The following is a 22,728-nucleotide window of genomic DNA, read 5'->3' on the forward strand; positions in this document are numbered from 1 at the left end:
AAAATCGCTAACTCATTGATATGTCAAGAAAAATCTCGTTATAAACGCATAAGTTGTTAAAAGTTTACGAAGCCAATTTTAAAGTTTATTGCTATTCTTGGATTTCAGGCAATCTTGGGAACAGCTGAGGTTCACTCAAACAGTGAATAGAACTTCAAATCAATTGTCTGCTCAATATGTTGTTTTTTAAAGTAGAATTTATTTTTTCTAACATTCGACGTGCAGAATTTAGGTTGAATTTAAAAATGCTGAACTCCGCGATGACAACTTCGAATTCTGGAAGAACGGGGTGTTCCACTTTGCTGTTCAAGATCCTGATATTGAAAGGCTTGCTGCCAAAATTGTCGAAAATGGTGGAAAGCAGAGGATGCCGATAAGAGAGTATTACCCCGGAGAAAAACCATACCGGATGGTATATTGCGAGAATCCTTTCGGAAATATACTTGAATTATACTCACATAGTTATGAGCTGACCTATTCAGCTGGAGCATATCAGGATAAGTTATAAATAGACCAACGCACCCTGCATTTTGCAGGGTGCGTCTCTCCTCCATAGACCATAGAAGAACATTTAAAATATGGGTGGCGCGTTCAAGACGGCCAGCCCAATCCTTTTTCCAATTTCCCGGACGTTTACATATGTCATCCGTGGTTTTCTTTAGCAAAAATTAGTTGAGATTAACCGGTTGGTCGCCACCATACCCGGTTAACTCAGCATAGCCTACCCCGTTCACAGAAGCATCACCAGAACGGCCATTTACCCTCACCGCTCCCTCCCAGTAGCGGATTGCAGCGGTATCCAGTTCCTGATTGTTTAAAAAAGGTGCAATTTCAAGCTCCATATCTTCCCCTGGGATGGTTAAACGCCAGCTTGATGGATATAAGGAACCATCCAAAGGGCTTGGCCAATGATCCAGAACTTCAATCTTGACATCGGCCAGGGAAAGGGGCCGGCTCTCACCTGTTGGGGTAATCATAGTGCCTGAACTGTGAGGATCAATGCTGCCGTCTTTCCTGCGTAATTGAAAGAACATTATTTCCCGATTATCAGAGAGTTGCAAAGAAAACCAATCCCAGCCTTGCTGTTCCTTTTCCAAAGCGCTGGTACTCCATTCCCTGTCCATCCAGCTTGTGCCGCTTACCTGGAAGGTTTTTCCGTCAATTTTCAAACTTCCTTGTGTCTGCAGTCGGGTCAAGGAGTAATAGTAGGAGGCGTTTCCCGGTTCACTCCCCTTCCGGCTGAACCCTCGGTCTCCATGCAGTATGATCGGTTTAGCGCTGCTGCATTCCAGGTCGAGGTGGAATCCATCTGTTTTGGCATGGAGGCGCATGGGTGTTCCATCCTCTCCCTGACCATGCACATACCAATCCTCCAGCCATACCCGAAATGGCCTGCTCGTTGAGCCGGCCAAGCCGATTGTTTCCCTGCTGAATCTCTCAAAGTAATGGAATTTTTTCTCTTTAACATCCGTCACGGCAAAGTGTGCCATGTACAATGTGTTTGTTCCCCAATTGGTCGTTCGGTGGGCAGGTTGTGCGCGCAGGCCAAGCCGAAAAAAGGTCAGTTGATACCCATAATGGTTATTGGCATCGGATTTGAGGTTGCCGGTGAAATACCACCATTCAATTCTATACTTTTGGTGGGGTCCATGATCCTCTGGAAATGATAAAGGCCGAGCCTGCATGGCTCTGGCAAATCCCTCTGTATCATCTGTATTCAAGGCGTCTGTCAGTGGTAGTTTGGCTTCGAGATCATATCCTTTATCTTGGAAAAAAGGCCAGACCAGAGCCCCAAGGACAATAGTTACAATCACCGCAATGACAATGAGTCGTAATTTAAACATCGCCTATTTAAAAATCCTCTGTGGATAAAGTAATTTTAGCATAATACACTCTACTCATCGCGGAGGGCGGCAGATACAGGGCTGACAGCTATCTTTATTGCAGGTACAACACCGGCAAGTATCGCTGCCAGAATTGCCAGCAAGACAGCATGCAGAAAAATTTCCGGACTGGCATCCAACTGCAACGTCCAGCCGAAGGAACGCCGGTTGATAACAAAAACCATAACCAGGGCAGTGATCAGTCCAACCGGTATGGCAAGCAGGCCTGCAACGACCCCCATGAGTCCTGTCTGGACCAGGATAAGGCCTGAAACTTGATAAGGAGTGAAACCGGTGGCCCGAAGGATACCAAATTCACGCTGCCGTTCAAGTTGGAGAGCCATCAAGGCAGTAATTACGCCGATAAAGGCCACAATCATGGCAAGCAAGCGCATCACCGCGGTGATGGCAAAGGTTCTATCAAATATCCGCAGGGTTTCCAGGCGGAGTAGTTTATTCGAACGAATCTCAACGGTCTGCCCTGGAGGTATCAGATTTCTCACTTTCTGTTCTATGGCACCACTGTCCGCTCCTTCTTCAGCGTAAAGCCAGAGGGCAGATACCCCCTTGCCATGCCAGAACTTTTTAAATAAAGTACGACTTATCATCACCACACCCTGGTCCGAGTTGTAACTGACAAACACACCGAGTACCGGAAAGTCCTTCATGCCCGACTCTGTACGCAGAGAGATATTGTTTCCGGCATTCAGGTTATGCCTGAAGGCATATGGTTCTGACAGCAACACTCCTTTCCCCTGTTGGAAAGTATCCCAAATGGTTTCTGGATTTCCCTGTTTGAAGATATAATTCTTGCGGCTGGGTGCAACTACTTCCATAACTCCAATCGGGGTGCGTCCTTGCCGGCCCACAATATCAAACCACTGGTATGACCCCACATGAGAAATGCCCTCTATTGCCCTGATCCTTGTTACCAGCTCCTCATCAAGACTCGCACTCCCTCTTGTTGCAACCAGCCGTGGCGCAGAGACGTAAAAATCAGCCTTGAGTAGAGTATCAAGCCAATGGATGACCGAGGTCCGGAAGCTTCCGATCATCACGCCAACGCCAATTGTGGATGCCAGGGCAATCATCAACGCTGCAATGGCTATTGATGTTCGACTCAAATTAGTGCTGATACTGCGCGCAGCGTAACTGCCGAGGATACCGGCTACTCTCAGAGCGATTGGCTGCAAAGCCCCCATGATAGAGGTAATCAGCCGCGGTGTCACCATGATGCAGCCAAGCATAATGATAAACAGGCCCAAATAACTGAGTATAATATTTTTACCCGACACGGAAAGCAGCACCACACCCAGCACACCCATACCAATACCGGAGAGTGCAAGCTTGGGACTCATTTTCTGGACGCGTGACTCGATTGTCGATCGGGTCACGATTGTGCGCGGCGATGCAGCTGTTGCTTCAAGGGCCGGCCCCAGGGATGCAATGAGTGTGGCACAGAGCCCCAACCCCATCCCTTTGAAGATGGAATAAAAAGAAATCTCCAGGCTGTTGACTGAGAGGACGAAATACAGGTCATTAATGGCTCGACTGACAAGATGCACCAGGTTTTTGCCTAGTAGGATGCCGATAAGAAGACCGAGAAGTGTCCCAATGATGCCAACAATCATAGACTCAGTGAGGATCAGAGTGAATATCTGCGACCTGGTTACCCCTAGACAACGAAGAGTGCCTATCAGCTGTCGGCGTCGAACCACTGAAAAAGTGATGGCATTGTAAATAATAAACATGCCGACAATCAGGGCAAAAAGACTCAAGGCAGTGAGGTTGAGCTGAAATGCACGCATCATTGTCTCAATATGCTCTGCCCTGGTGCTGGAACGGATTATCTCGGTACCTTGTGGAAGAAATTCTTCTATGGCCTGAAGCTGTGCTGTGCCCTTTTTATCGTCTGCAATAATCAGATCAATCCGATGCAGACGATCTTCTGTATGGAAAATTTCCTGGGCTGTGGCTATGTCCGTGATACAAAAATTTGCCAGGGCCAGTTTGGTCAGGCGATCTTGCGGCTTCAATAAGCCGACTATTTCTGTTTTATGTGTAATACTGCCCACCCTGAGCAGGAGACTGTTTCCAACAGCCAGCCCCAGAGAAGTGGCCATATCTTCAGAGAGAATAATGGTGCCGGGGTCGCTTATCAAAGCCGTCAAATCAAGGAGTGGTAGATTCTCCATGCCGGTAAGGTGAGCCCTAAAAGGCCTGTCAACCACAAGATCAATTCCCAGGATACGAAAAGAATATCCTGGAAAATTTACAGCACTGGCGTACCCTTCGACAATTGGGGCAGACGGGCGGATTCCTTTCTCAATTCGCAATTGCCGGTAAAGATCTGCCGAGACAGTACCATCGGATCCTGTTATGTGATGGGTGGTACGCCCTACTGCACTTTCTGTGGAGAGTTTAAAAGAGAGCTTGGCACTGTCGTTGGCCAGGTCAATGGAAACAACTAAACCAACTCCCAGTGCGACACCGATTAATGAAAAAACAAGTTGCCAGGGGTGATGGAACAGGGAACGAAAAAAAGATTTCCATAGGATTGGTCCCATAGTTCTACCTTCCGGAATTTTCTATCAATTGGTTTCCTTTCACGGTGAGGATGCGATCTGCAAAGCCAATTGCTTCCCGGCTATGGGTGGCCATAACCAGTGTTTTTCCGTTGCGCCGTGAGAGTTGTTCGAGAAGATCAAGAATCTGCAAACCTGTGTCAAAATCAAGATTTCCGGTGGGTTCATCGGCAAGCAGCAGGAAAGGGTCATGAACAAGCGCCCTGGCAATGGCAATGCGTTGCTGCTCTCCTCCGGAGAGTCGGTCTGGAAAACTTTTCAATCGATCTCCTAAACCAACGCTGTCCAATAATTCCATAGCCAGGCCACGATCTTCACGAGTCAGCCTGCCCTTTTTCAATTCCAGAGGCAGCAGAACATTTTCTTCAACAGAAAGCGTGGGCAACAGGTTGAAAAACTGAAAAACAAAACCAATATGGTTTCGGCGAAACAGCGTGCGCTCCTGTTCTGAAAGAAGTGTCACATTCGTCTCTTGAATAAAAACCTGACCATCTGAAGGAAGATCAATGCCGCCGATGCAGTTGAGCAGGGTTGTTTTGCCCGTCCCGCTTTTGCCAAGAAGCACAACTATCTCACCTGGTTTGACGGTAAGACTGACAGAATCCAGGATAATTCGTTCCCGGCTCCCTTCCTGAAAGGATTTGGATACGTTCTGCAGCCGTAAAAGGGAAGGCGCTTTACTCATCTGCATGTCACCGACAGGGTCTGTTTTTGGCATGGGCTGGTTGTGATGTTTCTTCGATTTGAGGCTATCTTAAATAAGTGTCATTTAGCCAGATCTCAGCGGTTAGCCCGAATTTCTCATGAACTTTTTGATTTTAAACTCAATTAATTGATATTATTGCTTAATGAGTAATTACGAAATTAACAGTCTGTTTTTCGTTTTCAATCAAAAAATTCCCCCTCCGGGTTGATACTCACTTTTGTTTATGTCAGATTCAACTTTCATGAAAATAATATACGACAGAAAAGATATTATGCTGCTATTGTTGCGATTTTGATATTAATTGCCGTCTTCCCAAGCATTGAGAATACGTCTTCTCTTCATTTACAGCCTGAAGGTAGATTTCAGTGGACTCGGGAGACAGATCGGAGTCTTCGCTTACCTAAATTTCTCAGTACTGAGGTAGGGGACTGATCGAAGTCTTCGCTATCTTTTTTTCATGATTTTTTATGAAAATTAGATAGCGTAGACTTCGATCTGACACCCGGGTTTAAAAGAGAAATAAAATCAGTTTCCTGTCTGCTTCGGTAGATAATTGGTTGAGTTTTGTACGTAATCAGATATGAATTACCAATGGCATCAGACATGCCATCACACCACCTGAGCCTGTTACCTTTGCTGCAATAAAACGTGTAGCCACAGCAACACTGTGGTATCTCTCACGAAACAACTCAAAGCTCACCAACACCCAAAAAAAAGTGATTGAAAAAAGGATAAGGCGGGTGTACAAGGAGGCCAAATTCGTTACTAAAGAAAATGAGTATCTCTTTTCTTTACTCTTTATAGACTTTTTGTCTATCGCTTGAGTTTTCTTTTCTCCTTTTCTAGCTATTTGGCTTTTTATTCATTAAATGGCTGTTGCCGTACGGCAATGCTAAAGGAGGCAGGAATGTCTATTATTACCATTTCGAGAGGATCATACAGTCACGGCAAAGAAGTTGCCGAGGCACTGGTAGATAAACTGCACTACGACTGTCTCTCAAGAGAAATTATGGTCGAGGCCTCGGACCAATTCAAAATTCCGGAAAAGAAACTGTTACGAGCAATGCATGACGCTCCAACAGCCTTTGAGTGGTTTAATCATGATCAGGAACGTTTTGTTCATTTTTTCCGTTCCACCTTTCTTTCCCATATGGTTCAAGACAATATCGTGTATCACGGGCTGGCTGGCCACTTTTTTCTGCAAAACATCTCGCACGTGCTCAAAGTCCGAATTATTGCCGACATGGAAGACAGGGTCAAAGAGGAGACAACACGTGAGAAGTGCTCGGCACACGATGCACTGAAGAAACTGCAGTTAGATGATAAAGAACGACGCAAGTGGAGCTTGCATCTCTATGGAAAAGACACCTGGGACTCACGCTTGTACGACATCGTGCTTTGCGTGGACTCCCTCACGGTAGATGATGCGGTTGAGCTTCTGGCGCAAACAGCGCAGAAGAAACAGTTCCAGGCAACAGAAGCATCGCTGGCTGAGTTGAAGCAGAGGATGCTTTGTGCTAATATCCTGGCCGAAGTGTATCAAACATCCTCCTCGGCAAAGGTACGATTTGTCAACGACAACAGTATTGAGCTTACCGATACAGACGGTCCGCTGAAAACGGATAAAATCGCTCGCAAGGATTTTTCTTCACAAATGAAGGAGCTGTATCACATTGAAGATGTTTTGTACAAAGAGCCTCTTCATCCATTTAAAGGCCATATTAATACTTTTTACAATGTGGATGTACAGTAGACTTCCTCTTTTCAACTAATTGCATGGGGCTGGAAATACTCACCAGCCCCGACTTTTGCTGCAAAAAACAGAGAGCTCTCATCCACATTTTTTTTACGAGGACCTGATTGTGCGAATTCTCATCTGTGGAGCAACAGAAGTCGGCTACATGATTGCAGCCCAGCTCTCTCTGGATCACGATATAACAGTTATCGATGAAAGCCCTCATCTTCCGGAAAAATTTCGCAGCCTCGACATCAGACACATAGCTGGGAACGGCTCTGATATCGCTACTCTGGAAAAAGCGAACCAGCCCAAGGCCGATCTTTTTATTGCCTGCTCAACTATTGATGAAGCCAATATAGTTGCCTGCTGGACAATAAAAAAAATCACGTCCATAGAAACAGTCTGCTTTGTCAGTAAAGGTGAGATTCATCACAATCTCATCTCACCGGATCAGTACAGTTACCAAACCAAATATGACATAGATACGGTCATCTGGCCTGAGAAATTACTGACCGAAGATATTTTTCGTATAATTCTGGTACCGGAAGCCATCGATGTGGAATATTTTATCAATGGCCGGGCCAAATTATTTGAATATCGAATCAAAAAGGATTCCCCGCTTTGTGACACCAGAATTCTCGACAATGTCTTTCCTAAAGATATCCTTATTGTCGGTATCACTCGTGATGAGGTCTTGTTTATCCCCAAAGGCACCACCAAGATACAACTCGATGACAAGGTTATTTTTATGGGAACCGGGCGAGCACTTGACATGCTGGCCGCTGATCTTTTTCAAATCAAAAACAAAATAGCTACAGCTGCGGTGATTGGCGGGGGTAATGTCGGTTTTTTTCTCGCCCAGCAGATGGAGCAAGCCGGCATTCGGGTGAAAATAATAGAGCAGGATCAACAGCGTTGTATCTTTCTTGCCGACAACCTGAAAGGCAGCCTGGTCCTCCACGGAGACGGTACCGACCTGGAACTGCTCGAAGAAGAATCCGTCGGCGCCATGGATGTGGTGGTCTGTGTTACCAATAACGATGAAAAAAACCTGCTCTGCTCACTGCTGGTCAAACAGCTGGGTGCGCAGCGGGTGGTCACCAGGGTCAGCAATAGCCGTAAAGCACAACTCTTTGAACGAGTCGGGATTGATGTGGTGGTCTCTCCGCGTGAGTCAGCCATGAAAGAACTGCTCAATCATATGCAGGCCAAGGACGTTAATATTCTGGCCATGGTCGGTGGTGGCAAGGGAGAAGTCCTTCGTATAAAGGTAGCTGAAACCTTTCCTGATACAAAAATAATGGATATCGGCCTGCCTACAGGGGCTATCATCGGAGTTATTAAACGGGGTAAAGGCATTATCATTCCCAATGGCAGCACTGTGGTGCAGGCCCATGACCGATTAAAGATTTTCACTGTTCCTGAAAATACAGAACCAATCCAGAACATATTTTCCAGATGAAAACGAGTACATTTTCCCCTGCACTTGGGCTTATCCTCATTGGTTTTGGGGTGATAACACTGGTGCCGGTGATAGTAGCACTGCTTGATCACGACTACCCTTCTATTCTGCCTTTTTGTGTAGCTTCTTTGGTCAGCATCGCGCTTGGTCTTTTTGGCCAAAGGAAAAGTAATAAACACCAGGATCTTGACCGGATCAAACGTTCTGAAGTGTTGTTTCTGGTTACTCTGACCTGGTTAAGTACCGCAGCAGTCGCTGCCATTCCCTATCTTTTTTATGGATTAAGCCCGCTTGACGCCTACTTTGAATCGATTTCCGGAATAACAACCACCGGTGCAACCATCCTTCAAGATTTTTCACTCTACCCCAAGGCGTTCTTCTTCTGGCGAAGTCTGACTCAATGGCTTGGCGGGATGGGGATAATTGTCTTGTTTGTGGCGATCCTGCCTCAGTTTGCAGTTGCCGGAAGGCAAATATTTTTTGCTGAGGCACCGGGGCCAACCGAAGAAAAAATAACCCCGCGCATTGCCCATACAGCCAAGGCTCTCTGGTTGGTGTATGTTTTTTTAACCATGTTCGAGATCGCGTTGCTCGACTTTACGGGTATGCCGATCTTTGATGCTGTCTGCAACGGATTGACCACCATGGCAGCAGGTGGATTCTCCCCCCATCCACTTTCGATTATGGGTTACGAGAACAGTACTGCAACGTGGATTATCTCCGCCTTCATGTTCCTTGCCGGCAGCAACTTTGCCCTCCAATATCGATTCATTGTCCAGCTGAAGCCGCAATCGCTGTTCAAAAGTGAGGAGTTCCGACTTTACGCCACCATTATTCTGCTACTTTCCATATCCCTTACAGGCATTTTATTCTTTGCCCAGCACATACCGGTTGCCGATAGCATCAGGGACAGTGTTTTTCAGATCATCTCGATCATTACCACCACCGGCTTTTCGTCGGCTGATTTTGCCCTATGGCTGGTTCCAGCCCAGGCACTCCTGTTAATAGTCATGTTTGCCGGTGGCTGTGCGGGATCTGCCGGCGGCGGAATAAAAATAGTCCGCATCCTTTTTATGGGAAAATACCTCTGGCGAGAAATCGTCCAGGCTCTGCACCCAAAGGCGATCATCCCTGTTAAAATAGATAAAAAATCAGTACCCAATACCATCCAGCATCAAATGCTGAGTTTTCTTCTTTTTTATATTCTCCTGCTCGCTATTTCCGCGATTATGGTCACAATGATAGAAGGGAACCTTGCCATTGGTTTTGTCGGAGCAGCTGCGACCATAGGCAATATTGGCCCGGGTTTTGGTGAGATTGGCCCAATGGGGACTTTTGGCAGCCTGGCAATACCAAGTAAAATCATTTTTATTGTGAATATGGTTGCCGGAAGACTTGAGCTTATTCCTTTTCTGGTTATGCTCCACCCGGACTTCTGGAAAGAATAACCCCGTGCATTACATGACCTCGGCTATACGACTATAAAACATAGAGAAATGTGCACTCAGAAAGGTGCGAAGGAAAAACAGGGAAAAACCTAAAAGCTCTGCACAAAACCACTCTTACAACCTATTTGGCAGGCAATTGAGCATATTAAAGAGCTATATAATCTCATACAAAATCCCCTTTTTCGTGGGCCCTCCCTGAAAAAACGAGGAACCAGGAAGATCAATTCTGCCTTGCCACATCCACCATTACAGACAGCTTATGCACACCTCCCCCCATGACAACCCCCTTTACAGGTGCGACATCACCGTAGTCTCGACCCCATGCGACGGTGACATAGGTTTCGTTTGCAAACAGATTATTTGTGGGGTCAAGATCAACCCACCCATGGTCTGGAACAAACAGTGAAATCCAGGCATGGGAGGCATCTGCCCCAACCAATTTTGGTTTACCCGGCGGCGGAATTGTTTCCAGATAACCGCTAACGTATCTTGCCGCGAGCCCGAGCGTCCGCAAGCAACTGATTGCAACGTGGGCAAAATCCTGACAAACACCTTTTCGACTTGCCAACGCCTGTTCAACAGTTGTTTCAACGTTGCTTGCTGTCTTATCGTATGAAAATTCCGTGTATATTCTGCGAACCAAATCACTTGCACCGGCAAGTACCGGCATACCAGGTGGAAATGACGAAGTAATATATACTAAAGAGGAATGACCTAGGGTTATCAGTGGACTTTCAAACGTAAACTGATACGCCTCGAGTTCATCATACTCTTTATGATCAATAAGTCGCTGAACCACAGCTTCCCACGGTTGGGTACTATTAGGCTCGGGTACGTACGGCTTTCCGGTCTCTACAAGGCTTGTTGCTGAAACAGTAAGTTCACAGTGAGGGTGGTGAACCATAAAAACATGCGCACTATTTCCGAAATAATCGGTCCTGCTGTGAAGATACTGTGGTACAGGGTCTATCTGTAAACTACTCTCAAGCACTTCTTGCGTTGCTGTTTTACGGGGAAATAAAAACAGTTCATTTTGTGAAAGAGAGGCCGGGGCCGAATATTTATAACCGGTATTATGGGTAACGCGGTATTTCATACTGAGCGATCACTTGAAAGGATAGAATAATGAGGAGTTGCCGGCACTCGAGTTAAATAATGTATGGTTACTTCCTGGGCAAATTCTTTCAGTTGCGATTCCATCTTTGTTAAAAAGGCGCTCAAATATTGCATCGACGGATTATTCTCTCCACAGCGTATCCCTGTCAAGTCGAGTAGGCGGACCTCTGTAAGCATTTCCAGGGCTATACGTTCTTCTTTGCTGGAAAATCTCCTTTCATCCTGTCGCGGTAAAGTTTCCACATGCGTGGCAAGTTGACTGAATTGAAAAGCAACTGACTTGGGGTTGGACTCATCGGACAGTAAGAGATCGAGTACAGGAGCCAATTGAAAGGAGGAGCGATAACGCCCCCTATATGTCATGAGACTTTCGGAAACCTCAAGCAATGCCTGAAGTGTATTACGGGAATTAGCGCAAACCAGAGGAAGACTGACGCGGATCAATGCCGCCTGATTCATCGCCCGCTCCACCCGGCGCCCCATATCCATGAACGCCCACCCCATACCCCGGGTCATACTTTCCATGGCCAGGCCGCTAAAAGCACTCAAAGTGAACAATGTCTGGTCTAAGGTTTCCAGGGGGTCATGTTCAGGGGAATCCTTGAAATCTTCTAATCGGTTAATGACCCGGGTGGTATCCACAGAAAGCCGGTCACGGACATTTCGAGTCGTCTGCTGTACCCGCTGGAGGAGATTGATAACGCTCTCGGTACTCTCTTTCCGGTAGAGCGCGTTGCGCAGTTGCTGGAACAGCCCGGTGAATGATATTTTTTTGCTGCCATCAGTCACAGTAGGCAGCGAAATAACCTGCTTTGCCTGCAAGATGGTCAGTAGAAATTGCAACTCCGGGATATCCTCCGGCCGATCCTCCCCGGAAAGACGCTGGTAGATTGCCCGTAAAAGACGTATCATTCCCTCGGCACGTTCAAGGTAACGGCCCAGCCAGAGTAAATTGTCAGCAACCCTGTTTGGAAGATCGCTGGATCGTTTAAAAGCAGGAATGGTGGTCAGGCCATCCATCATGGTGAAAAGTTCCACCGGTTCGTCTGAAAGTACCCATATATCCTTACTCTGTTGCTGTTTCGGGAGGCCGGTCGCCAGCGTTTTTTTATCAGTAGACGTAATCGCCAATCCACCCGGCATGACGGCATATCCCTTTTGGGTGGCGCAAACAAAGACTCTCAGGACATTGTAACAACCGGTAACGCCACCGCTCCCCCAAGCCGGAGCCTGAGACGGCAAAATAGGACTGGAGGCCATATATCTAGCCGGAAAGGACGTAATAGCTTCCAAGATATCCGGCGTTTTTTCACAAACACCATTCTGATCCATGGCAGAGCAGATGCGTAGTTTGCTCAAGTTATTGACCACATGATTCAATCCTTGGCTATTCCCGCACCACCAACCAGGATGATTTGGCAAAAGGAGATCTTCCCCGAGCATTTCTCGACAAAGATGAGGAAGCAAGGTTTTCAAAGCAGGTGTATCTACAAATCCGCTCCCAACAGGATTAACCACCTCAATATTCTGGGCACGGCAAGCCTGGATAAGTCCTGCCACCCCGCCAATGGCCTTCTGTTTTAGTGCAAAAGGATCACTGCTATGGTCATCAATCTGCCGAAATATTGCCTCCACAGGCTCGAGCCCTGCAATTTTCTTAAGAAAAACCTTACCATTTCGAACAGTTAAATCCTGCCCTTCTACCAGTGGATATCCTAAGTAACGAGAGAGCAAGGCATGTTCGAAATACAAATCACTGTCCGGGCCCGGTGAAAACAAAACGATTCCCGGATCATCCTTACTCAGAGCAGCCCGCTGAATCAAAGCTTGATGGTAAGCATGAAAAAACGGAGCCAGTCTACGTATCTGGTTTTTGTGATAAAGCTCTGAAAAAAGGCGCGATATGACGATTCTGTTTTCCAGCGCATAGCCAAGGCCCGCCGGATTGGCTCCATAATCTCGTAGAACTCTAAATTGTCCCTGGGGATCTCTGTATAAATCGGCAGCATAGAAGGTGAGATAGCGATCGCCGGCAGGCCTGATACCATGGCAGGAATGGAGAAAATTTGGATTTGAAAAATAGAATTCCGCATCTATTTTTCTTTGTTTTAACAGTTCCTGCGGACCGTAGGTGTCTGCCAGAATTTTTTCCAGCAAACCGGCACGCTGTTTCAACCCACCCTCAATGCCGCTCCATTCCTGCGCAGAAATGGGGAACGGGATTATATCAAGAGCCCAAGCCGTTGTCTGTTCGGTCAGGTCATCAAAAGGATTTATGGTAGCCCCATCTTCATGGCGCATACGCTTTCCCCTTTCATGATCTGATTCCAGCATAGCTTTTCCTCTTGCCTCAAAGGCTTGTATGAGAAGTTGCCAATGGGGTCGCAGAGTAGCTGCGGAAGAAAACGGCTCACAATAGCTACCTGACGGACAAGAAATCCTATCAAAAAGGGAAGAGGTCGCGTCGGTTAAAACGGAGGAAATGCGAGAAGCTTTGTCGGTCATAAAATCACTTGCTACGTCCTGGATTAAGGCAAAGCCTTGTTTGACTTTGCCTCAGCTTATCTAATCCTTTCAAGTCCGCAAATCAAGTGTATACGGCAGATAGTCATTTGTTTCTACCGAGGGAATCGGGATCTGCTCACCCGGCGTATGCCCGCCGGGAATAAAGCGTGAATTGCGCCGTCCTTCAGCCTCGTATGAATTGACAGGAAATATGTCATAACTGCGACCGCCTGGATGGCCCACATGGTATGTACAGCCGCCGACAGCACGATTCGACCAGGTGTCGAACAGATCTATTGAAAGCGGTGCATGGATACCTATTGTCGGATGCAGGCAAGACGGTGGCTGCCAGGCCCGATAACGAACCCCTCCTACAAAAACGCCTCCCTCCAATGTCGGCTTCATCGGAATCCTTCTTCCGTTACAGATAAGAATGTATCGTTCACCCGTCATTCCGGAGACCTTTACCTGCAACCTTTCCACTGACGAGTCAACGTAGCGGGCAGTTCCTCCGCCGCCGGCTTCCTCGCCTAACACATGCCAGGGTTCGAGAGCCTGCCGTAGCTCGATCTCTATTCCCTGATAGGTAACCCTTCCATAGATGGGGAAGCGAAACTCGAAATGGGGATGAAAAAAATCCATGGACACAGGATAGCCTGCATCACATAAAATATCCAAGACGTCGGTGAAATCATCTCGTACCAGTTGGGGCAACATAAAGCGATCATGAAGACGAGTGCCCCAACGGACCAGTTTTTCCCTATACGGTTTTTGCCAAAACCAACTAACAAAAATACGGAGAAGCAACTGTTGAGCGAGGCTCATGCGCGCATGGGGCGGCATTTCGAAAGCTCGAAATTCAAGGAGACCAAGACGCCCGCCGGCACTATCCGGAGAATAGAGTTTATCGATACAGAATTCTGCACGATGGGTATTGCCGGAGACGTCTACAAGCAAATTGCGATAGAGCCTGTCTACGAGCCATGGTGGGCAGGGGTATTCTCCGCTTGTCTGCCGATCCTGTTCAGCAAAGGCAATTTCCAGTTCATAGAGGCTATCATGCCGTGCTTCGTCAATACGAGGCTGCTGACTGGTAGGTCCCATGAAGAGACCTGAAAAAAGGTACGACAAAGAGGGATGATTATTCCAGAAAGTGATAAAACTACGGAGCAGGTCGGGACGTCTTAAAAAAGGGCTGTCTGCCGGGGTAGCTCCGCCGATAACAATATGATTGCCGCCGCCGGTGCCGGTGTAACGACCGTCCACCATAAATTTTTCCGTGCCGAGTCGAGACTCTCTAGCCAATTCATACAGCCTGGTCGTACAGTCCACCATCTCCCGCCAGCTGTGCATCGGTTGTATGTTGACCTCTATGACCCCGGGATCCGGGGTTACTTTCAAGCTCTCCAGGCGATGGTCGCCAGGCGGAGCATACCCTTCAATAACTACTGGGAGTTTTGTTATTTTCGCAGCTTTTTCTATACATGCAATTAACTCTAAATAGCCTTCCAGAGAGTTGATGGGTGGTATAAAAAGGTAGATTTTCCCTTCACGTGGCTGCACGCAAAGCGCCGTACGAACCAGCCATGCAGCGGATTCTCCGACCACTGGTTCAGGATCATCGATGGGACCTGGTTGAGACCGATCAGCATCACCTGCTGTTTTTTTGGCAGCCCGTTTCAAGGCGGCCTTCTGCGCCTTCCTATCGGGCAACGGCTCTTTCTCTGCCATGGGATCGACCTCATGATCAGGCTCCAGGTCTTCATCTGCGACCCAGGGCAGAGAATCGAGCGGCAACCGCAAACCGGCCGGAGAATCCCCAGGCAAGAGATACATATGCTCACTTTTAAACGTCCAGGGGCCGCTTTTCCATGATCCATACTGCAACGGCAGGACATAGCCGACAACGGCTCCCAATCCTCGCCGAAAAGCACGCACCAGTCGCCGTCGCTCTTCAGGATCGTCAAGTTTTGGATCAGTCGGGGTAACATTAACAGGAAGTTGCTGCTCCTTTAAGAGGTAATGGGCGATATCCTCATAACTTTCCCTGATATACTCACTTTTTACCCCGAGAATTTTCGTAAGTTTTTTAATGAATTTTTCCGCTTCAGCAATGCCGAACCCGTAATCTACGGAAACGTCTGCCAGCCATTTGGGATCTTTCCAGATAGGTGTCCCGTCTTTTCGCCAGTAACAGCCCAGCGCCCATCTGGGAAGAGATTCGCCCGGGTACCATTTTCCCTGGCCATAATGCAGAAAGCCTCCCGGAGCCCATTCTTTCCAGAGCTTTTTCAGAAGAATTTCTGAAAGTACCAGCTTTTCCTCCCCCAGTGCTTCGGTATTCCACTGCGCTCCTTCCATATCATCGATTGAAACAAAGGTTGGCTCCCCTCCCATGCTCAGGCGAACATCTCTCTCCTCCAGTTCCTCATCAACTTTATCACCTAACGCAACGATCTCGGACCAGACATTTTCGGGGTAAGGACGGGTTGAACGGGGATCTTCGAGAATGCGTGTTACCGACATGGTATGGCTGAAATTAACCTCGCATTCATCCAGAGCGCCGGTAATAGGAGCAGCACTCTGGGGTTGAGGCGAACAGGCAAGAGGAATATGCCCCTCACCTGCAAAAAGGCCGGAAGTCGGGTCCATCCCCACCCAGCCGGCACCAGGCAGATAGACCTCTGTCCAAGCATGAAGGTCGGTAAAATCCTCTGCCGTACCAGAGGGGCCGTCCAGCGATTTAATATCCTGTTTCAACTGAACCAGATAGCCGGACACGAAACGGGCAGCCAAACCAAAGGAGCGTAAAATATTGACAAGCAACCAGGCAGAGTCCCTACAGGAGCCACTCCTCATGGTAAGGGTTTGTTTACAGCTCTGGACGTTCGGCTCCATCCGAATAAGATAGCTAATATCATTACTCAGCTTCCGGTTCAAATCGACTAAAAAATCAATGGTCCGCCGTGGGGTTGTATCGATTTCTTTCAGGTATTTTTTTAGTATTTTTTTTGCCTTGTCTTTCGCCAGATAGGGGGCCAAGTCATCAGCCAGATCCTTCTCATAGGTAAAAGGAAATTCCTCGGCATCCGGTTCCAAAAAATAGTCAAAAGGGTTGATAACGACCATGTCCGCAACCAAGTCTACCTCAACCTCAAATTCGGTGGTTTTTTCCGGAAAAACAAGCCGACCGAGATAGTTGCTAAAAGTATCCTGTTGCCAGTTGATAAAATGATCCTTAGGCGTCACCTTCAGGGAGTAACTGAGAATGGGTGTTCTACAATGGGGTGCAGGCCGCAGACGTACTATCTGGGGCGCGAGGTTGATGGGTCGATCGTAACGATAAGATGTCTTATGATTTAAGGCTATATGGATACCCACTGATACTCCTCAATGAAGTCAAATAAGAGCCCACTTTCGGGGCTGGGAATGTTTGGCTGGACAATAACTACTTGCAGCTTTTAAAAATGATAAATCAATGAGCTAGCAGCACCGCGAGCAGTTACGACTGAATAAAAAAAGAGATTTATACCCAGTTATATAACTACTGTTCGCTAGTTGTCGCTGCAGTCACCGGTTTAATATTGAAAAAAGTCGTGCCGATAACTCCGCCGATTTGATTCAGACGGGTCTGCAGGTCGTCCAGGAACTCATGCAGACCTGACTGGATAACCTCATCGATATCCGTATATTCAAGATCAGCCTTAAGACGTCCCAGCAGCCTCTCTACCGGATTTGTCGCTGTACCATTTGGCGATTCAGTTATGCGGTGCAGGCAAATTTGCGCCTTTGCAATACAATGGTAAATAGATCGCGGGAACTGCTTATTAAAAATCAAAAAGTCGGCTACATCGCGAGGCGTTACACGGTGCTTTTCTTTTCTATACATTTCAAAGGCGCTCGCTGAGTTGAGGACAGCTAGCCATTGGATATTATCAATGGGCGTATTCACTAAATCTGCCTGTCGAAGCAACATGAAATATTTTACATCAAGGATTCGCGAGGTCTTGTCAGCCCGTTCCATCATCATTGCAATCCGTGCAAAATTCCACGCCTCACCGTGACTGATGGTACTATCAAGCAGACCGGTGAAAAGATGACTGCGCATCCTGATGATATTATAAAAACGATTTGGATCCTGCAAAGCCATTTTGATCGACTCTTCCTTTATCAGTTCCAAATAAAAATTATTAAGATGTTCCCACATTTCCGAGGAAATCGTTTCCCTGATTGATCGTGCATTCTCCCTGGCCGCAGCAACACAGCTTAAGATAGAATTGGGATATTCCCGGTCAAAGGTAAGAAACCAGATAACCTCCTCGGCATTATAGACCTGCTCTTTTTTTTCATAGAGTTCCTGGTCACCGGTGGTCATAATCAGCGGTGACCACTGCTCACTCTCCTCTGTCGGCATATCAAGCAGGAGATTGAGATTTACATCAATAAAGCGGGCTACATTCTCTGCCCGTTCAATATAACGGCACATCCAGTAAATTGAATTGGCGACACGGCTTAACATATTTCCTCCTCCTATTGTGGACTCGGTAACAGCACCCAAGTGTCCTTGCTGCCGCCGCCCTGAGATGAGTTAACCACTAATGAACCCTTTTTTAGCGCCACTCGGGTAAGCCCTCCTGGTTGAACATAAATATCTTCACCAAAAATAACATAGGGTCGCAAATCAACGTGGCGGCCTTCCAGACGATCACCAACAATAGTTGGAACCCTAGAAAGGGAAATGGTTGGTTGAGCAATGTAATTACGGGGATCTTCCGCTATTTTTTCGGCAAAAATATCCCTCTCTTTTTTCGTTGAATGGGGCCCAACCAACATACCATACCCTCCTGACTCATTGGCAGCTTTAACCACCAGCTCATCCAAATGAGCAAGAACATAGGATCTATCTTTTTCCTCCCCGCAGATATAGGTGGGAACATTGGGTAGGATAGCATCCTCTCCTGTATAGTATTTTATAATTTTTGGTACATAAGCATAGACGACCTTATCGTCGGCAACGCCTGTACCCAAAGCATTTGCCAAGGCTATCCGCCCTGCTTTGTATACGTCGACAAGTCCTTTTACCCCGAGCAAAGAATCAGGTCGAAACACTGTGGGGTCGATAAAATCATCGTCTATTCGCCTGTAGAGGACATCAATTCTTTTGAGGCCTTTGGTGGTAAGCATGTGGACATAACCGTCAGCGACAACCAGATCTTTCCCTTCCACGAGCTCAATCCCCATCTGCTGTGACAAAAAAGAATGTTCAAAGTAGGCGCTGTTGTATTTTCCCGGGGTCAATAAACCGATAGTAGGCGACTGCACATTTCTCGGCACAAGGTGTTCGAGCATATCCAAAAGCTTCACCGGATACTCATCAACCGGGCGAACCTTGGATTGTTCAAAAACGTGTGGAAAGGTTCGTTTCAGTACCTGTCTGTTTTCCAGAACGTAAGATACTCCGGAAGGGCAACGCAAGTTGTCTTCCAGTACATAAAAACATCCATCCCCGCCTCGTATCAGATCCGTACCGGTAATATGGCACCATATTTTTCTAGGCGGACTAAATCCTTCACACTCCTTTCTATAGGTCTTACTACTAAGAATGAGATCCTTAGGAACAACGTTATCTTTTAAAATTTTTTTATCATTGTAGATATCCTGCAAAAACTCGTTAAGGGCGAATATCCGCTGTTTGAGCCCAGCTTCAATCTGCTGCCAGTCATTGCTTGGAAGGATACGGGGAATAAGATCGAATGGAAGAATCTTCTCTGTTCCCTCATCGGCACCATAGACATTAAAGGTTATCCCCATTTTTAGAAGCAGGGCTTCGGCCTCTTTTTGCCGGAGGGTTAAATCCCCATTGGGCAAGGACTCGATTTTATCCACCAGAATTTGCACACCCGGGCGGGGGGAACCATTCTCGTCTACCAGTTCGTCAAAAAAATCTTCAGTGTCATAGGTTTGAAATGTTTCCATAAAACCGTTCCTCAGTCATGGGAGACAAATTAAGTTAAAATGATATAATTCTGCACAGGCAGCAAAGAGATGTTCACGCATCCTCTTCTACGAGTTTTATAACATCCACAGTTTTTAAAATGGGATATACAGAGGGGCCGAACTGATTATAGACTGCTACATCAGCAGCATCACGACCGTATCCCAGCACTACATATCCTTTGCCATTTAACTCACTCTGAGAAGGGTCAAAAGTATACCACCGGTCAGCCACATATGCTTCAAACCATGCATGTAAGTCCATCGGTTCCAGACCGTGACAATAACCAACAACCATCCGTGCAGGAATACTCAAACTACGGCACAGGGCAATCCCAAGGTGAGAAAGATCACGACATACGCCCCACTGCCGCTCCTTGACGTCCATTGCCGACACGGGTGCATCACTCCCCTTCAACTCATAACGAATTGCATTGCGTATCCAGGATTCAATTGCTGCAACCTGATCATATCCTATGAACTGCCCTGCTGTTATCTCCACTGCAAGGCTGTTAAAATGTTCTGATTCGCAATAGCGACTCGGAAGAAGGTAACAAAGCACCCCATCGGGAAGATTTTGAATCTCAACAAACGCTCCACCGGGACTTCGTTCTACTCCTCCTGCAATAATCACTTTAGATTGAGTGCAAATACTCAAATATCCGGGTGGGGCGAGCAATCTCTGACAAAGATTTCCGTAGTTATCAGTAAATTCAGAGATACGGATGGAAGGAGTGATTACATATTCTTCACTGACCACCCATTGATACGCACCACTTCGCGGTCTTAGCATCAGTACGAAGGGTGTTGGATAGGAAATTTCAAAAGACAAATCACAGCGTGTTTGTAATTGCATAAAATAACAAAATCTCTTTGTAGATGTTAGCCTGCTCCCCCGCTCCGGAAAAAATGCAAATTTTGCACCACCAAAGATGTTGAACGGATTCACTTTTAGAGTACTTAAAAAATGAGCCTCGACCAACATCAGGTTAAATTTGGCTCAAAGGCACAGGATTCAAACAATAGAGCAGGTTACGCTTTACTCCGTGGCTAAAATTTAATCAAAATGAGGGATGCAAAAAACTCAGCAGCTTGAGAAAGCTTTGCACAAAGTGCTCAGCCTGTAACGAAAGAACCTCACTTTAAAAAAACAGGAAAAACACAAAAATGCAAGCATACCCTAACCAAATCCACATAAATGTAACAAAAATTACACTGCCCAGTAAACTTCACTTAACACATTGGCCGACACTGGGAAACAACTCACCACAAGTTGATTATCCTAGCAACCCTGCAAATGAAGCAAAAAGTTCAACGGCCAACCAGACAAAGACTCACCTTGCCCACATCTCCAGCGCTCACCATCTGATATTTTTTCCAAAAAAGCTCATCGCTCTCGTATAATTTTTTTGATGAAAATCTTTTAAAAAACTTTGTGCGCTGGGAAGGGCCTCCGTTATACATGGCATAAATGAGACGGGCCATGGTCTCATCGTCCAGTTTTCTATTTGTAACCTCTTTGCGCAGACCATAACGCTTAAGGTAAAGAGCAGCTATTTCACTTCCAGCTGCAGCATTGTAATAAATATCCCACCGGAGACGGTTCAAGTCATACAATCCTCTCCATACCCTTTCGTTAACCTGCATCAAACCAACAGAACTTCGGTTGTAGGATAGGAGGTAAGTCAGCTTACGGTTCTTGACGACAAACTGGCGAAAACAACTTTCCTGCCAGGCCATTGCCTGAATGAGCTTTTGAAACATTGCCTGTTGCTGCTCCGGCACATTTCCTTTTATCAGGGTCGCGGCAGTAGATGCTTTAAGAACATCCCGTACCCTCTGTATGTAATCAGTAACATCTGCTTCCGGCACTTTCCATTGCAGGATTTTACGCATAGACGTTTGCTTCGTATTTGTTGCGGCATAGGCAGTAGAAACTGTCAGCGTATTGAACATTCTCTTGAGCACCCCACCGTTATCTTGAAAGGAATCCTCTTCAATCGGAATCTCCTCCTGCTTTTCCAGCGGGTGTATATGAAACAATTCCTGCAGGTTCGCATTGGGCTGACTCCCGTAATAAAAAAAGCTGGGATTCACCTGAAGCATTTCCACAAGCCTTACCAGCCCTGCAGTACTTATCTCCACGCCGAATGTCGGCCCGAGTTTATCCAACGTCATCAAAGCATCTACAGAGGAAAAGAAGCCGAGATAGCCCAGTATTCCTTTGCTTTCGCCCTGTTGCAGAAAATATTTACGGAAAAGAGGAGCCAGTTGACGCCAAGCCTCGATAAATTGCTTTCTCACTATATCGTGCCGGATTGATTCATCGGATAATTCCGAAACAAAACGGTACCGGCTTTCCAACAAAACACCAACCAAGACCTCTTTTTCATCCTCACTGAGCGACCTTCCCGCTAATCGCGTGATCAGGTGCACCAATAAATCATCCCATTGTTCCCACAGGGCAACGGTCTGTTTCAGCCTTTTTTTATCCGATATTATATTTGATCTACGCTCATGCGGATCATATACACTGGCTACATCAACTAAAACAGGTAGATACAGGGCACTGGGTTCAAGTTCTATTGTTCCGGGTCGCATGGAGGCGAGCATGGCTTTCACTTGCTGCTCTTTATCAGCAGAAAAAAGCGGGGAAACAAAGTCTTTAATATTCTTTACAGGCGGCATCAAATCAATCTTGATGCCGCTGAGGTAGGCCGCAATATACGGCTCTGCAAACTTCCACACCACCCCAGCTACCCTGGTCGACTTACGATGCACATTCAGCAACTCGGTTCGCACCGTTTCAAAAGACAGTTTCCAGTCCACCGGATTAATAACAGGCCTTTGATACAGAACGACATACCCCTGCAGCTTCACCGGTGAATAACACGCCCCACCCAAAGGCACTCCTGTTTGGGAGAAAACGCTCAACTCGACCCTCAAGGTACCTTCTTGCTCGCTGAGATGGGGGGTTGCCAGCCGTAATTGAATACATCCATCTCCTTCATCAACCAAAGTTGCCGATTCTCCTTCTTCAGTAAAAGAACCGGCGACCAACAACTTTCTCAGCATCAAATAATCTACCGTTATGGGCAAAGACACGGTCTGCATGGTTGCCCATGCTGTTGTTTGAAAAACAATAAAAAGGGTGGAGATCGCCAACAATGCCTGTATTTTTTTTATCATGATCATGTAAACGAGGTGGTCAAATAGAAATGGTCATTTCTCTTGAGCTGCTACAGTAATACCTACGACTGAAGAGGAGAAACAACGCCTCACAAACAAGAG

Annotated in this window: 13 protein-coding genes and 1 pseudogene; 4 read left to right on the forward strand and 10 right to left on the reverse strand. The window is 46.7% G+C overall.

Translation table 11 applies throughout. The features are described from left to right. Window positions 1-235 precede the first annotated feature (235 nt). Window positions 236-508: pseudogene (locus tag JWH17_RS24715) on the forward strand (VOC family protein); the annotation flags it as partial. 160 nt (window positions 509-668) lie between these two features. Here JWH17_RS24715 and JWH17_RS19900 read toward each other — a convergent pair. Genes JWH17_RS19900 through JWH17_RS19910 form a run of 3 tightly spaced genes read right to left on the reverse strand, consistent with a single transcriptional unit; the run spans window position 669 to window position 5,153 of the window. Beyond that, window positions 669-1,844: a lipocalin-like domain-containing protein gene (locus JWH17_RS19900; protein ID WP_205224443.1), complete on the reverse strand. Its 1,176-nt coding sequence runs from the start codon at window positions 1,842-1,844 to the stop codon at window positions 669-671. 50 nt (window positions 1,845-1,894) lie between these two features. After that, entirely contained in the window at window positions 1,895-4,450 is a 2,556-nt protein-coding gene (locus tag JWH17_RS19905; RefSeq protein WP_205224444.1) for an FtsX-like permease family protein, read from the reverse strand. Window positions 4,451-4,454: 4 nt separating this feature from the next. After that, complete coding sequence (locus tag JWH17_RS19910) at window positions 4,455-5,153, reverse strand: ABC transporter ATP-binding protein (RefSeq protein ID WP_205224445.1); 699 nt, start codon at window positions 5,151-5,153, stop codon at window positions 4,455-4,457. Between the two features lie 928 nt (window positions 5,154-6,081). Between JWH17_RS19910 and JWH17_RS19915 the strand changes: the two genes are divergently transcribed. From JWH17_RS19915 to JWH17_RS19925, 3 genes are all read left to right on the forward strand, one after another. Next, on the forward strand, window positions 6,082-6,927 hold the full coding sequence (locus JWH17_RS19915) for a cytidylate kinase-like family protein (protein WP_205224446.1): 846 nt from the start codon (window positions 6,082-6,084) through the stop codon (window positions 6,925-6,927). Window positions 6,928-7,036: 109 nt separating this feature from the next. Continuing rightward, a complete protein-coding gene (gene trkA, locus JWH17_RS19920; RefSeq protein WP_205224447.1) occupies window positions 7,037-8,374 on the forward strand; it encodes a Trk system potassium transporter TrkA in 1,338 nt (445 codons plus the stop codon). Beyond that, window positions 8,371-9,822 (forward strand): TrkH family potassium uptake protein, encoded by a 1,452-nt coding sequence (locus tag JWH17_RS19925; protein WP_205224448.1) that lies wholly within the window; start codon window positions 8,371-8,373, stop codon window positions 9,820-9,822. The genes trkA and JWH17_RS19925 overlap by 4 nt, the downstream gene beginning before the upstream one ends. Before the next feature lie 220 nt (window positions 9,823-10,042). On the opposite strand, the gene JWH17_RS19930 is transcribed toward JWH17_RS19925, so the two are convergent. The 7 genes from JWH17_RS19930 to JWH17_RS19960 all read right to left on the reverse strand — a co-directional run bounded on the left by JWH17_RS19930 (window position 10,043) and on the right by JWH17_RS19960 (window position 22,626). Next, a complete protein-coding gene (locus tag JWH17_RS19930; RefSeq protein WP_205224449.1) occupies window positions 10,043-10,918 on the reverse strand; it encodes a transglutaminase family protein in 876 nt (291 codons plus the stop codon). Beyond that, window positions 10,915-13,443, reverse strand: a complete 2,529-nt coding sequence (locus tag JWH17_RS19935; RefSeq protein ID WP_205224450.1) for a circularly permuted type 2 ATP-grasp protein — start codon at window positions 13,441-13,443, stop codon at window positions 10,915-10,917. The genes JWH17_RS19930 and JWH17_RS19935 overlap by 4 nt, the downstream gene beginning before the upstream one ends. Before the next feature lie 69 nt (window positions 13,444-13,512). Further along, window positions 13,513-16,824 carry a transglutaminase family protein gene (locus tag JWH17_RS19940; RefSeq protein ID WP_205224451.1) on the reverse strand — a complete coding sequence of 1,104 codons (3,312 nt, stop codon included), beginning with the start codon at window positions 16,822-16,824 and terminating at the stop codon, window positions 13,513-13,515. Window positions 16,825-16,987: 163 nt separating this feature from the next. Then, a complete protein-coding gene (locus tag JWH17_RS19945; RefSeq protein ID WP_205224452.1) occupies window positions 16,988-17,962 on the reverse strand; it encodes an alpha-E domain-containing protein in 975 nt (324 codons plus the stop codon). Between the two features lie 11 nt (window positions 17,963-17,973). Continuing rightward, window positions 17,974-19,419, reverse strand: a complete 1,446-nt coding sequence (locus JWH17_RS19950; protein WP_205224453.1) for a circularly permuted type 2 ATP-grasp protein — start codon at window positions 19,417-19,419, stop codon at window positions 17,974-17,976. Between the two features lie 73 nt (window positions 19,420-19,492). Continuing rightward, the gene (locus JWH17_RS19955) at window positions 19,493-20,293 is read right to left on the reverse strand and encodes a transglutaminase domain-containing protein (protein ID WP_205224454.1); all 801 of its coding nucleotides are present in this window, start codon (window positions 20,291-20,293) and stop codon (window positions 19,493-19,495) included. A gap of 455 nt (window positions 20,294-20,748) precedes the next feature. Beyond that, the gene (locus tag JWH17_RS19960) at window positions 20,749-22,626 is read right to left on the reverse strand and encodes a lytic transglycosylase domain-containing protein (protein ID WP_205224455.1); all 1,878 of its coding nucleotides are present in this window, start codon (window positions 22,624-22,626) and stop codon (window positions 20,749-20,751) included. Window positions 22,627-22,728 lie beyond the last annotated feature (102 nt).

The organism is Desulfogranum marinum (assembly GCF_016918565.1).
GTDB classification, from domain to species: Bacteria; Desulfobacterota; Desulfobulbia; order Desulfobulbales; family Desulfobulbaceae; genus Desulfogranum; species Desulfogranum marinum.